Below are 13,471 nucleotides of genomic sequence, written 5' to 3'. Positions count from 1 at the left end.
CGGGTGACCTCGTCGGCGAACGCCGACAGTTGGTCGACCATCGTGTTGATCGTCGACTTCAGTTCCAGGATCTCGCCCTTCGCGTCCACCGTGATCTTCTGGCTCAGGTCGCCGGTGGCGACGGCGGTGGTGACCTGAGCGATGTTGCGGACCTGGGACGTCAGGTTGGAGGCCATGAAGTTGACGTTGTCGGTGAGGTCCCGCCAGACCCCGGAGACGTCCCCGACGTGTGCCTGACCGCCGAGTTGTCCTTCGGTGCCGACCTCGCGGGACACGCGTGTCACCTCGTCGGCGAACGCCCGCAGCTGGTCGACCATCGTGTTGACGGTGAGCTTCAGTTCCAGCACCTCACCAGTGGCCTCCACCGTCACATGCTGGGTGAGGTCGCCGCGTGCCACCGCCGTCGTGACGACGGCGATGTCCCGGACCTGCGACGTGAGCCGGGACGCCATCGTGTTGACCGCCTCGATCACCCGGCGCCAGTCGCCCGACAGACCACGTACATGGGCGCGCCCGCCCAGGCGGCCTTCGGTTCCGACCTCGCGCGCCACGCGTGTCACCTCGCCGGTGAACAGGGAGAGCTGGTCGACCGTGCGGTTCACGCAGCGTGCCAGACGCCGTAGATCGCCCCGGAGCTCGCGGCTGCCGTCGTGCAGGTCGACGCGCTGCGTCAGCTCCCCGACCGCCACCGCGTCCAGTACGCGCGTGGCGTTCGACACCGGAGCCACCAAGGCCTCGAGGAGGGTGTTCGCGGAGTCCACGCCTGTCACCCACGAGCCTTGCCCCGGACTCGCCGAGAGGCGCTCGTCCAGCCTGCCGTGCCGTACGACCTCGCGGCGGACCCGTTGCAGTTCGCTGACCAGATGCTCGTTGCGCCCGGCGATCTGATTGACGATGCCGGCCACCTCCGCCAGGACGCCCTCCTCCGCACCGTCGACGCGCACGGTGAAGTCACCGTCGCGCAGTGATTGCAGAGCGGTGAGCACCGGGCGCAGGTCGCTGCTGCGCACCCATGCGTCGCCCGGGGGCGCGGGGGACGGAGCGAGTTCCGTGGCCTCGGGCGGGTCCGCGGCCGTGGTGCGTGCGTCGGCCGAAACCGGTTCGAGCGCCATGGCAGTCCACCCCCTGTCGTCAACCTGGGCAGATACGTCACACTATAGGCGGTAAGGGAAATATGTGATGAAGGTCTCTTTAGGACATAAATGATCGCCATGCCTCCTCGGTCGGCTCTGCCCTCTGGATCGGTTCTGATCTCGCAACCTGACAGGTGCGTATCGCGGACGACGCTGCAGCCGGACCAGCGGGCGGCCTCCGAGGCGCGCGCGTTCGTGCACGCGACCCTCGCCGAGCAGGCCGCGGTGGTCGGGGCCGGGTCCCAGGCGATCATGGAGGAGTTCGAGGAGGTCAGAGGGGATGCCGAGCTGCTCGTCAGCGAGCTGGCCACCAACGCCGTCATGCACGCCGGAACGGACATCGACGTCATTTGCTCGATGGAAGGAGGCGGGAGCCGTACGGACTCGCAGGAGGAGCCCGGTTCCCCGGCACCGGCGTACGAAAAGGACGCCCCCGTCGCCGTGATCATCGAGGTTGCCGACCGTCACCCCACACGGGCACTGCGCGCCCACGAGGACCTGCCCGGCCAGCGGGGTCTCGGACTGCGGATCGTGGGCGCGCTGGCCACGTCATGGGGCGTGACCTACGGCCAGGACAAGAAGTCGGTGTGGTTCCGCCTGGAGGCCGCAGGGCAGGAACGGCGCGGGGCGCCCGAGCCCACGGCGTGCCCGCGGCGCGTCCCGCGGGATTCCGGGACGGGCGCATCGGTATCGGGCGGCGGCGGTGACGGGCTCATCGCCGAATGGCCCGACCCGGCGGGTCCCACCTTCCTGGCCGAGGGAAGCGAGCTTCTCGCGGGCCAGCTCGACGAGGATCTGGTCGCCGCACTCGCGGGACAACTGCTGGTGCCCCGGCTCGCCGACTGGTGCGGCGTATGGCTGGCCGCGGAAGGCGGCCGCCTGCGCCTGTCCCAGGTCTGGCACGCCGAGGAGTGGCGCATCGACGCGCTGCGCCACGAACTGGAGAGGGAACGACCCCCGGCCGTTCTCAGCAGGGCGAGCATCCCTTGGCCCTGGCCGGAGACTGCCGGGGACGCGGGTACGCGGGGCTCGGCGCTCGCGTTCCCTCTGGTCGCGGACGGCGCCTGCCAGGGCGTCCTCCTCCTGGGCAAGTCCGGGCAGCTCCGTATGACCGGCAGCCTGGAGAACGTGGTGCAGGACGTGGCGCGGCGGATCGCGCAGTCGTTGATCACCGCCCGCCGCTACACCCGGCAGAAGACGATCAGCCGGGCTCTTCAGCGCAACCAGCTGCCCGAATTCCTGGCCAGCATTCCGGGTGTCGAAACGGCGATCGTCTACGAGCCGCACGGCGAGGGCCAGACGGTCGGTGGCGACTTCTACGACCTGTTCCCGATGGGCGAGGGCCGTTGGGGCTTCCTGCTCGGCGACGTACAGGGCAAGGATGCGGAGGCGATGTCCGTCACCGGTCTGGCGAGGTACCTGGTCAGACTGCTGGCGCGCGAGGGCCACGGAGTCGAGTCGGTGCTCCGGAGGCTGAACACCGCCATGGTGGAGGAGAGCGCTGGAGCCGTCGCGAACGGCGGCGAACAGGCCCGCCCGCGGTTCTTCAGCATGCTGTACGGGGAGCTGCAGCTCGGCTCGGGCACCGAGGGCCCCCTCTGCACGATCGCCAGCGCCGGACACCCGTTGCCCCTGCGCCTCCTGACCGACGGCTCGGTCATGGCCGCCGCGGAACCCAAGATGCTGCTCGGCATCGACAACGGCGCTGACTTCAAGTCCCGCTCCTTCAGCCTGGCCCCTGGCGAGACATTGCTGTGCGTGACCGACGGTGTCACGGAGCGCCGAAGGGGGAACCGGCAGCTGGACGACGGCGACGGCCTGTCCGCGGTGCTCCGCGAATGCGCCGGGCTGGGCGCGAAAGCCGTGGCCGAGCGTATCCGTCAGACAGCGCATTGTTTCGGCCCCAGCCCTGTCGAGGACGACCTCTCGATCCTGGTGCTGCAGGCGCTGCCCGTGGCGGGCGCAGAAGCGGACAGCGGGGAACACTGACCGGTTCGCCGAGCAGCCGCCGATGAGCATGACGCGAAGGGCGTCGTCGCTCACGCAGCACTCGTCCCGTCGTCGCCCCGCGGGCCGGAAGTGTGCTGGGTGACGAAGTCGGCGATGACGTGTCGAGGAAGCGGACGGAAACCCGGTTCGCGGCCGAGGTGCGGTCCTTCGCCAGGACCTTCATGGCCGCGGGGTCGTTGGCGAGCGCGGACATCTTGCAGGCCAGGCTCATCGGGTACGTGAGGGAGGCGGCCGGCGTCCTGGCGAGCAGCCGCGTCATCGGGCCGCCGAGACGTGCGGTGAGCCGGTCGTGGGACGTCTCGTCGCGGACCTGCTGATCGCGCTGGTCCAGGAAGGTCATGCCGACGATGCCGCGCAGGGTCCCGCGGGGCGCCTTGGCCGCGACATGGTAGGCGAGCATGCCTCCGGCGCTCAGCCCGTAGAGCACGATCGGGCGGTCGTCGCGAGCCCGCTCGTGGGCGAGGTAGTCGACGACGAGATCGACCCAGTCGTCGTAGGTGGGGGTGGCGCCGCGGCGGACCTGGGTGAGGCCGTAGCCCAGGTTGTCGAGGGCGACGGTCCCGAAGCCGCGCCGGGCGAGCGGGGCGCCGAGGATGAGGGACATCTGGCGTCCATTGGTGCCCACGCCGTGGTGCAGGACGACCTTGGCCTCGGCGTTCGGGTTCGGGTAGCGGTCCAGGTGGACGCGGTGGCCCTGCCAGCGCCAGAACTCCTCGGCGGGCGCGGTGGTCCGGGTCAGGCGGAGCCGTTCGGGCAGAAACCGCTGCAGCTCGCGCCAGGCCCGCTGGTCGCGGTACAGGGTGGGGGCCGGGGCCTTGTGCATGGCGATGCTCTTTCGTGTGGCCTGACCACGATCAGGCAGGACGCGCTGGGGCACCGACCCGGCCTCGGGATCGAAGCCGGACAGCGTTACCACCTCACCACCTACGGCATCTGGGGCTTCGCGCTCGTCAGCAGCCCCACGCTCCGCAGTGTGATCGACGTGGCGCTCCGCTTCGTCGACCTGTCGTTCTCCCTGGGGAACATCAGGCGGCGCGAAGAGGCGGGCAACGTAGAACTCGTACTGGACGCACCCGACGTCCCGCCCTCCGCACGGCGGTTCTTCGTCGAGCGCGACGCGGCGGGGATCATGACGATCCAGCGGGAACTCTTCGCTTCACCCGTGCCGTTCCGACGAGTGGACTTCGCTTTCCCGCGCCCGGCGGACGGCGTCGGCCTCTACGGCGGAGTCTTCGGCGTCACCCCCGCCTTCGACGCCCAGGAAACCGTCATAGGGCTCGACCCGGGACTCCTGGACCTCCCCTTGCCTCAGGCCAACGAGCACACAGCAGCCCTCGCCCTCGCGCAGTGCCGGGAGTTGCCGGCCCGAAGGCGGGCCCGGACCGGTTTGGCGGGCCGTGTCAGGGACGTTCTTGTCGCCCGGCTGTCCGATCCTCCGGACGCGGGCGAGGTGGCCGACCTGCTCCACCTCGGCAGCAGGACGCTGCGGTACCGGCTCGCCGCGGAAGACACGTCCTACCGTGCGCTGCTCTCGGAGGTCCGCGAGCACATGGCCGAGGAACTCCTGATCACCGCCGGGCTTCCGGTCGAACAGATCGCGCGGAGGCTGGGCTACGTCGAGGTCTCCAGCTTCTCCCAGGCGTTCCGCCGGTGGAAGGGAGTCGGCCCGCGCGAGTACCGCAGACAACACCCCGCGCTGGGCCGGTAGTCGCTTCCCCCGCACAGAGTGACAGCGAACGCGCCGTGAGCCGACCCGCCTTCCGGGGGCGAGAGCCATACAGTCGCCTTCCTGAATATGAACGATCAAATTTCTCCACACGGAATCAGTCGTCACGGCCGACTGCGGCACCAACTCCCAGGTGAGAACGGCCGGAAGACAACGAGCACAGTCGCTGCCGGAGGGGTTGACGGGAGTACGCATCGACGGCATCTTGAACGATCAAATTCAGCCGTTGGCAGGGCCGCTGCCATGAGCCGGTCGACGCAGCGTCTGCATCTGCCGGTGAGCAACGAGGAGGACACCGTGAGTTCTTCGCGGACAGTCGTTGGCGCGGGACCGAGCCGGCCGAAGCCCCCGGGCGCGAGGCCGGTGCGGAGGGCGGCCGCGGTGGTGGCGGCGCTGATGTGCGCCTCGGTGCTCAGTGGATGCGGTGGCTCGGACTCCTCCGACACGGACTCCGGAGGGCCGGAGAAGTCCCAGGACCGCGGCCCGATCACCTTGGCCAGCGGTAAGGACACCACGGGCACGTTGCAGGGCCAGCTCGAACGCTGGAACAAGCAGCACCCCGATCAGAAGGTCACTCTCGTCGAGCTCCCGGAGAGCGCCGATCAGCAGCGCCAGCAGTTCATCCAGAACGCTCAGACCAAGTCCGACACCTACAGCGTGCTCAACCTCGACCCGATCTGGGTCGCCGAGTTCGCGGCCAACCAGTGGATCGACGAGCTCCCTGCCAAGGAGTTCCCGCTCGACAGGATGATCCCCGCCGTCGTGAAGACCGGCGAGTACTTCGGCAAGCAGTACGCCGTCCCGTTCAACACCAATGCGGGTCTGCTCTTCTACCGCAAGGACCTGCTCGACCGGATCGGAGCCCAACCGCCCTCCACTTGGGCCGAGTTGAAGCAGGACTGCGTGAAGGTGCAAAAGCTCCCGGAGGGCAAGGGCGTCGACTGCTACGCCGGGCAGTTCGACAAGTACGAGGGGCTGACCGTCAACTTCTCCGAGGCGGTGGCCTCCGCCGGTGGCAGCGTCGTCGACGACAAGGGCAAGGCCACCGTCGACACCGAGGCCGCGAAGAAGGGTCTGCGGTTCCTCGCCGACGGGTTCAAGGACGGCACCATTCCCAAGCAGGCCTCCACCTACAAGGAGGAGGACGGCCGCCGAGCCTTCCAGGCGGGCAAGCTCCTCTTCCACCGGCAGTGGCCCTACCAGTGGGCTCTCGCGAATGCCAAGGACGGGTCGAGCAAGGTGGCGGGGAAGTTCGGCGTCGCCGCGCTGCCCGGCCTCGACGGCCCCGGCAAGTCCAGTCTCGGCGGACTCGACCTGGCCATCAGCAAGTTCGCCAAGAACAAGGCGACCGCTCTCGACTTCATCAAATTCTTCTCCAACGAGGCCAACGCCAGGACCAACCTCAAGGTCAACTCGGCGGCCCCGCCCTACACCGGCCTCTACGACGACCCGGCGCTGCGCAAGCAGTTCCCGTACCTGGCCACACTCAAGGAGTCGCTGGACACGGCGACGCCCCGGCCCGTGGTCGTGCACTACGGCGATGCCACGGCCGCCATCCAGGAGAGTGCCGCGGCCGCGCTGAGCGGCTCCAAGTCGGTCGACGAGGCCTTGGCCGACATGCAGAAGGACCTCTCCGCCGCGATCGCCGCGAAGTAGACGGGGCCACCCACGTGTCCGTCACGACGCCGACACCGGTGCGCAAGACCGCGCCGTCTCGGCCCGTGCGCTCATCGCGCCGGGCCGGGACGGCCGGTCTGGCCGTGGCCCTGCTCTCACCGACGTTCCTGGTCCTCGTCCTGGTCATCGGATACCCCGTGGTGGCTGCCCTGCGGCTGTCCTTCCAGGTGTCCAGCGAGTCCATCGACCCGCACACCGGTTTCAAGGTGACCGCCACTTCCTACGGTGCCGAGAACTACACGTCCGTCTTCTCCGACGACCGGCTGCTGCGGCCCTGGTGGAACACCACGTCGTTCGCTCTGGCCTCGGTCGCCCTCGAGGTCCTGCTCGGTGTCTCCATGGCCCTGGTGATGCACCGGGCCTTCCGCGGCCGGGCCTTCGTCCGCGCCGCCGTCCTCGTGCCCTGGGCCATCCCCACCGCGATCTCCGGCATGCTCTGGAAGTGGATCTTCAACAGCCAAGGGGTCGCCAACGAGATCCTCGGCACCCAAGTGCTGTGGAGCAGCGACGGGTTCCAGGCCTGGCTCTCCGTGGTCATCGCCGACACCTGGAAGACCGCGCCGTTCATCGGCCTGCTCGTCCTCGCCGGACTGCAGATCATCCCCGGCGAGTTGTACGAGGCGGCCCGCGTCGACGGCGCGTCCGCATGGCGCGTGTTCTGGCGGATCACCCTGCCCCTGGTCCGCCCGGCCCTCGTGGTCGCTGTCCTCTTCCGTCTCCTGGACGTCCTGCGCATGTTCGACCTGCCGTACGTCCTGGTGGGGCCGCGCAAGGATTCGGTCGAAACGCTTTCGATGATCGCCTTTGAGGAGATGACCAATCTGCGCTTCGGCACCGCGGCCGCGTACGCGACCGTCCTGTTCGTGTACGTCGCCGTGGTCGCCCTCGCGTTCGTGAAGCTGTTCGGAGCCGATCTGATCGGCCGGGGCACCGGGAGCGAGACATGAGTACGACGATCTTCAGGATCCGGCATGTCCCACCCGTACGGCGTGGCACGAAGCGTGCCGGGCGCGGCACTGCCTGGGCCCGCCGCCTCGGCATCGCGGCGGTCGTGGCCTACTGCCTCGCGCCCTTCTACTGGATGGTCGTCTCCAGTCTGCGCAGACCGGCCGACCAGTTCTCGAACGCGCCGCTGCCCGCACCGGTCTCCTTCGACAACTACTCCGCGGCCTTCGACGCGCGCAACGGATTCGGCCGGGCCCTGGTCAACAGCCTTGTCGTGGCCGGTGTCACGACCGCCGTCACGCTGGTCGTCGCGATCTTCGCCGGATACGCGCTGGCCCGGCTGCAGTTCCGCGGCAAGACCCTGATCCTGACGTTGATCATCGCGGCCTCGATGTTCCCGCCGATCATCCTGGTGGTGCCGCTGCTCGAACTCTTCACGGACGCGGGCTGGATCAACACCTACCAGGCGATGATCGTCCCGAGCATGAGCTTCGCCCTGCCGCTGGCCGTGTGGAACCTCACCGCGTTCTTCCGTCAGATGCCCGCGGAGTTGGAGAAGGCCGCGCAGGTCGACGGGTGCACACCCGCGCAGGCGTTCCGCAAGGTCGTGCTCCCGCTCGCCGCACCGGGCGTCTTCACCACGGCGATCCTCGTCTTCATCTGCGCCTGGAACGAATTCCTCATCGCGGTCAGTGTGGTGAACGACCGTCACATGATGACCGCGAACGTGATCGTGTCGCTCTTCACCGGCCAGTACAGGTACGACCAGCCGTTCGGCACACAGATGGCGGCCGGCGTCGTGGTGACCCTGCCGCTCGTCGTCGCCGTGTTGTTCTTCCAGCGGCGGATCGTGGACGGTCTCACGGCAGGAGGGCTGAAATAGTGGACGGCCGCACGACGGGAGAGCCGGCCCGAGCAAGCGCCCCGGCCGGCGGGCTGTCCGCCGACTCGGACGAGTGGGTGCTGAGCACCGACGATCCGCTGACCGCCTACCACCCCGCCTTCACCGGCAACGGCCGGCTGGCCGCGCGTGTGCCGGCAGCCGGCAACGGCTTCGCCGGGGCCCCCGTGCGCACCCAGTTCCATGTCGCCGGCTTCTACACCGGCCGCGGCGGCGGATGGTCCCGCAAGGCGTCCCTGCCTGCCTGGACGACGCTCGACGTGAGTGACGGCAGCGGCTCGTTCAACGACGCCTTCAGCTCCGTACGCGCAACGGCGGAGGAACTTGTCGGAGGTGACTGGGCAGCGGTGACACGCCCGGAAGCCGGTACCGCTCGCGGCATCGAGCGGTACCGGCAGTCCCTCGACCTGCGTACCGGAGTGATCACCACGGAGGCCCGCTGGACCTCGCCGGCGGGCCGGGTCACGGATGTGCGCTACCAAGTGCTCACCGACCGGTCCCGGCCTCACGTGGCCGCCGTGACCGTGACGCTCACCCCGCACTGGGAGGGGACACTCGTCGTCACCGACACCTTCGACGACCGGGCGGCTTCCCGCACGACACCTCTCCGGCAGGGAGCGGGTGCGGGACGGATCTGGAGCGTCACGGAGGCCGAGGGAAGCGGCATCGTCGCCGCGGTCGTCTCCGTTCTCGACGCCGAGGGTGCCGAGCCGTCGTGTCCATCGGGGGAGGAGACGGCGGCGCAGACGGTCACGGTGCGCGCGCTGCCGGGCTACTCCTACAGCTTCACCAAGTACGTGTCCGTCGCGACCTCGCACGAGGCCGAGGACCCGCTCGCCGCCGCCCGATCCCACGCCGGCGAGGCCGCTCGTGCGGGGTATGGCCGGCTCGCCGACGACAACCGCCGGGCCTGGGCACGGGAGTGGGAGGGTGACATCGTCGTCCGCGGCGACGCCCGCCTGCAACGCCAGGTACGGGCCTCGAAGTTCTACCTACTGACCAGCGTGCGCGAGGACTCGCCGTGGTCGCTCTCACCCGCCGGGCTCTCCAGCGACAGTTATAACGGCCATGTCTTCTGGGACACCGAGACCTGGATCCTGCCCAGCCTCCTGGCCCAGCACCCGCAGATCGCCGAGAGCGTCCTCGACTACCGGGTCCTGCGGCTCGACGCGGCCCGCGCCTACGCCGCCGACGGCGGATACAGGGGCGTCCGCTTCCCCTGGGAGAGCGGTCTCACCGGTGACGAGGACACACCGGTATGGGCTCCGTGCGGCCGTCTCGAACAACACGTCAGCTCGGATGTCTCGCTGGCCTTCTGGCAGCACTGGCTGGTCACCGGCGACGAGCGATGGCTGCGTACGTCGGGACTGCCCGTGCTGAGCGCGGTCGCGGACTTCTGGACGAGCCGGGTCACCGCCGACGACGAGGGCCGCTGTCACATCAACGGGGTGATTCCGCCGGACGAGTACGCGGAAGGGCCGCACGACGACTCCGTCTACACGAACGTCGCCGCCCGGGCCGCACTCCGCTTCGCCGCCCGGGCGGCAGAGACGTTGGGGCAGCCGGCCGATCCGCACTGGACGGACGTCGCGGACCGGATGGTCGTCCCGTTCGATCAAGCCCTCGGCGTCCACCCGGAGTTCACCGGATACGAAGGCCAACAGATCAAACAGGCAGACGTGGTGATGCTCGCCTACCCGTGGGAGAACCCGCAGCCCGCGGAGGTCTCCCGGGCCGACCTCGAGTACTACGTGCCCCGCACGCACGAGGAAGGCCCGTCGATGACCGACTCGGTGCACTCCATCGTCTACGCCGAACTCGGCGACGCCAAGGCCGCGTTCGAGCACACGCGGCGCAGCGTGGAGCCCTTCCTCCGGCCGCCCTTCGAGCAGTTCGCCGAGACCCGGACCGGGGGAGCCTTCACCTTTCTCACCGGTCATGGCGGTTTCCTGCAGGAGTTCCTCTACGGCTATTCGGGACTGCGCTGGCGCGCCGACCGGGTCGTCCTCGCGCCGATCCTGCCCGACCCGCTGAGCGGCATCGCTCTGCGGCGGCTGCGCTGGAGGGGCCGTGTCTTCGACATCGACATACGGCACGACGGTACGACCGTACGGCTGCACGCGGGCGAAGCGCTCCCGGTGGAGGCCGCGGGGCAGCTCCAACACGTCCCGTCCGGGGGAGAGGTCAGGCTCGCTACGCGCACACCAGTGGTCGGCCGGTAGCCGTTGGGCAGAGGCAGAGGCAGAGGCAGAGGCAGAGGCAGAGGCGCGCGGCCGGATCAGCCGCCGTGCGCGCTGCGCGGCCGCGCCGAACTCGCGCGCACGACCAACTCCGGAACCAGCAGCCGGTGCAGAGACTCGGCAGCGCCGTCGACGTCCTTGTCCGCGCTCCGGCCGATGAGCCGCAGCAGCTCGGCCATGATCAACCGGCCGACCTCCTCTATCGGCTGACGGACACTCGACAGTCCCATCGCCGCTGCGGCCGGGGTGTCGTCGAATCCCACCACCGCGACGTCCTCGTCGGGGCGCAGCCCGTGGTGACGCACCGCGTGCAGCGCGCCGACTCCGAGGGTGTCGGTCGCCGCGACGACAGCGGTCGGGGGTTCCGGCCGGTCCAGGAGCTCCACCATGAGCCGCGTACCACTCGACATGGTGTCGTCGCCCCGTACGTCGAGCCGATGGCTTTGGGCGAGCAGGCCGTGCCGGTCCATCGCCGCCAGCCAGCCGTGCGCCCGGGCGTCGCCGACACTGGAGCCCTCGGGCCAGCCCAGGAATCCGATGCGCCGGTGGCCGGCGGCAACCAGGTGATCGACCGCCGAGGCCGTCCCGGCCGTGTTGTCGACGTCGGCCCAGCTATAGCCGTCAGCACCGGCCGCCGTACGCCCGAACGTGGCGAACGGGACCCCGGCTGCCTCCAGTTGGCGTGGACGCGGGTCGTGCGGAGTGACGTCATAGAGCACCACCGCGCTCACGGCCCCGGCGCGCCACAGCGCCGTGCACCGCTCGGTCTCCTCATCGGCATCGGGCGCCGTGAACAGCAGCACATGGTGGTCGCATGCCTGGCCCGCCTCGGCGAGTGCGTGAAGGAAGCGGTCCTGGATGGAGGCCACCGTCTCCGCGTGGACCGGCAGGATTCTGCACCCCACCATGCGGGGAGAGCTGCCCCTGAGCGAGCGTGCCGCCCGGTTGGGGTGGTAACCGAGGTCGGAGACGGCCCGATTGACCCGCTCCCGTGTCTCGGCGCGGACCCGGTCGGGCGCGTTGAGCACGTTGGACACCGTCTGTCGTGACACCCCGGCCGCCTCGGCGACGTCCGAGATGGTCACGGACGGCCCCGGAGTCAGCCGTGGGCCATGGGAACCGGCCGTCATGTGCATCCCCCGCTGGTCGACCCGTACGTATGTGCATGAACGGAGATCGGCGCCCCGCATGCCGGACGGATCGATTTTATCGTTCAAGCCCGGGCTGTCGAGGCTGGACAGTAGGGGAGGGGCGCCAAGGCCAACGGGCGTCGGCGGACGTCGGGGCGGCCCCGGCTCGCTGTCCGGGACGGCATCCGACATGGCCCAGGGCAGATCGGGAGACCGTGGGCTCCCGCATGTCAAGGCCACTGCCAGGGCGATCACAAGGGCCGCCGAAGGGTCATCACAAGGGTCATCGAAAATGTGACAAAAGGCACGGGGTGGGATCGTGACGCCTTCGACCACAGGGCAACTGTGAAGGTCGGACCCCACTCGCACCGACGTTGTCGTCGCCGGGCCGGCCAAAGTGAAGGCCACGTGGGACCAAAGCGACAAACTGTGCAAACCATATTCTTTTCCTCGACCTCTTGACTTCTCGCGGTTCCTGGGCTGAAGCTACGGGGCAGCCATTCAAACCGGTTTAAACGCCGGCGCGCTGCTCTCCTTCCAGGAGGCTCCGCGTGATCGTGAGGTCCTGAAACAGACCTCGTCGGCCGAGGTCGACGAGTGTCAGGCCGTACGACCCGGGGAGCGCGTGGTGACAGTCCCGTCTGAAGAAAGCGGTACGCACATGTCCCGTCGTCCGACCATCGCCGATGTGGCGAAGTTGGCCGGAGTGTCCCGCGCGACCGTTTCGTTCGTCCTCAACAATCGTCCCGGCGTGGCTCAGGAGACGCAGGAGCGTGTTCGCTCCGCGGCCGGGGAGCTGGGATGGGCGCCGAGTCGCAGCGCACGCGCACTGTCCACCGGGCGAGCCCGCGCAGTGGGCCTGGTCCTCACCCGCGAACCCGAACTCATCGGCACCGATCCCTTCTATCCGGCCTTCATGGCCGGCATCGAGGCAGTCATCTCCGAGACCGGCAACGGTCTGATGTTGCAGATCAGCCGGCCCGGAAGCGAAGTGGACACCTATCGCAGGCTCTCGTCCGACCGTCGCGTGGACGGAGTTTTCCTCACCGACCTGCGCGTCGACGACTCCCGTCCGGCGCTGGTGGCCGAGCTGGGCCTGCCGGCCGTGGCGGTCGGGTCGGTCGAGGCGGGCGCGGGACTGCCGGCGATCAACCTCGACGACCGCCCCGCCGTGCGCGATGCCGTGCGACACCTGGTCGGTCTGGGGCACCGGGACATCGCCTACGTCGCCGGCCCCGACGAGTTCGTGCACGCCCGGCGCCGCCGGCAGGCCTGGGCGGACGCACTTGCCGAAGCCGGCCTGCGAGAGGGCACGCTCCTGCCTGGGGGCTTCACCGCCGAGGGCGGAGCGCGGGCCACCCGCATGCTGCTCGACCAGCCCACCCCGCCGACGGCCATTGTGTACGGCAACGACTTGTCCGCCACCGCCGGCATGGCGGTCGCCCAGGACAGCGGACTGCGGCTGCCCGAAGACCTCTCGGTGGTCGGCTTCGACGATGTGCCGCTGGCCTCGTACACCAGCCCTCCGCTGACCACGTGCCGTGCGAACCCGTTCTCCTGGGGCCGGGCGTCCGCACAGGCGTTGGTGGAGCTGATCGAGACCGGCACCACCGCCGACATGGAACTGGAGCCCGCCGCCCTGGTGGTGCGCGGCTCCACTGGACCCGTACCGGACCGCAAAGCCGTATGACCCAGCGGCTCGGCCGGAC

Annotated in this window: 9 protein-coding genes and 1 pseudogene; 7 read left to right on the top strand and 3 right to left on the bottom strand. The window is 69.4% G+C overall.

The features are described 5' to 3' along the window. The coding region (locus ABEB03_RS28205; protein ID WP_345655349.1) for a HAMP domain-containing protein at nucleotides 1-1,112 on the bottom strand (1,112 nt) is incomplete at its 3' end. Between the two features lie 216 nt (nucleotides 1,113-1,328). On the opposite strand from ABEB03_RS28205, the gene ABEB03_RS28200 reads away from it, so the two are divergent. After that, nucleotides 1,329-3,122, top strand: a complete 1,794-nt coding sequence (locus ABEB03_RS28200) for a SpoIIE family protein phosphatase (RefSeq protein ID WP_345655348.1) — start codon at nucleotides 1,329-1,331, stop codon at nucleotides 3,120-3,122. 49 nt (nucleotides 3,123-3,171) lie between these two features. Here ABEB03_RS28200 and ABEB03_RS28195 read toward each other — a convergent pair. Next, nucleotides 3,172-3,966, bottom strand: a pseudogene (locus ABEB03_RS28195) (alpha/beta hydrolase); the annotation flags it as partial. Between ABEB03_RS28195 and ABEB03_RS28190 the strand changes: the two are divergent. The 5 genes from ABEB03_RS28190 to ABEB03_RS28170 all read left to right on the top strand — a co-directional run bounded on the left by ABEB03_RS28190 (nucleotide 3,961) and on the right by ABEB03_RS28170 (nucleotide 10,614). Beyond that, nucleotides 3,961-4,851 carry an AraC family transcriptional regulator gene (locus ABEB03_RS28190; protein WP_345655346.1) on the top strand — a complete coding sequence of 297 codons (891 nt, stop codon included), beginning with the start codon at nucleotides 3,961-3,963 and terminating at the stop codon, nucleotides 4,849-4,851. The pseudogene ABEB03_RS28195 and the gene ABEB03_RS28190 overlap by 6 nt on opposite strands. A 399-nt stretch (nucleotides 4,852-5,250) precedes the next feature. Beyond that, nucleotides 5,251-6,525 (top strand): ABC transporter substrate-binding protein, encoded by a 1,275-nt coding sequence (locus tag ABEB03_RS28185; protein ID WP_345655344.1) that lies wholly within the window; start codon nucleotides 5,251-5,253, stop codon nucleotides 6,523-6,525. 65 nt (nucleotides 6,526-6,590) lie between these two features. After that, nucleotides 6,591-7,493, top strand: a complete 903-nt coding sequence (locus ABEB03_RS28180; protein ID WP_345655342.1) for a carbohydrate ABC transporter permease — start codon at nucleotides 6,591-6,593, stop codon at nucleotides 7,491-7,493. Next, nucleotides 7,490-8,374: a carbohydrate ABC transporter permease gene (locus tag ABEB03_RS28175; protein ID WP_345655340.1), complete on the top strand. Its 885-nt coding sequence runs from the start codon at nucleotides 7,490-7,492 to the stop codon at nucleotides 8,372-8,374. Before ABEB03_RS28180 ends, ABEB03_RS28175 begins: the two co-directional genes overlap by 4 nt. Continuing rightward, entirely contained in the window at nucleotides 8,374-10,614 is a 2,241-nt protein-coding gene (locus ABEB03_RS28170) for a glycosyl hydrolase family 65 protein (RefSeq protein WP_345655338.1), read from the top strand. Before ABEB03_RS28175 ends, ABEB03_RS28170 begins: the two co-directional genes overlap by 1 nt. A 56-nt stretch (nucleotides 10,615-10,670) precedes the next feature. On the opposite strand, the gene ABEB03_RS28165 is transcribed toward ABEB03_RS28170, so the two are convergent. Beyond that, nucleotides 10,671-11,717, bottom strand: coding sequence for a LacI family DNA-binding transcriptional regulator (locus ABEB03_RS28165; protein WP_345655336.1), 1,047 nt, complete (start codon nucleotides 11,715-11,717; stop codon nucleotides 10,671-10,673). 706 nt (nucleotides 11,718-12,423) lie between these two features. Here ABEB03_RS28165 and ABEB03_RS28160 point away from each other — a divergent pair. Continuing rightward, complete coding sequence (locus ABEB03_RS28160; protein ID WP_345655334.1) at nucleotides 12,424-13,452, top strand: LacI family DNA-binding transcriptional regulator; 1,029 nt, start codon at nucleotides 12,424-12,426, stop codon at nucleotides 13,450-13,452. Nucleotides 13,453-13,471: the final 19 nt, after the last annotated feature.

This window comes from Streptomyces siamensis (assembly GCF_039543605.1).
In the GTDB taxonomy this organism is placed as follows: Bacteria; Actinomycetota; Actinomycetes; order Streptomycetales; family Streptomycetaceae; genus Streptomyces; species Streptomyces siamensis.
Note: the sequence above shows the minus strand (reverse complement) of the source record. Positions and strands in the feature narration are given on the sequence as shown.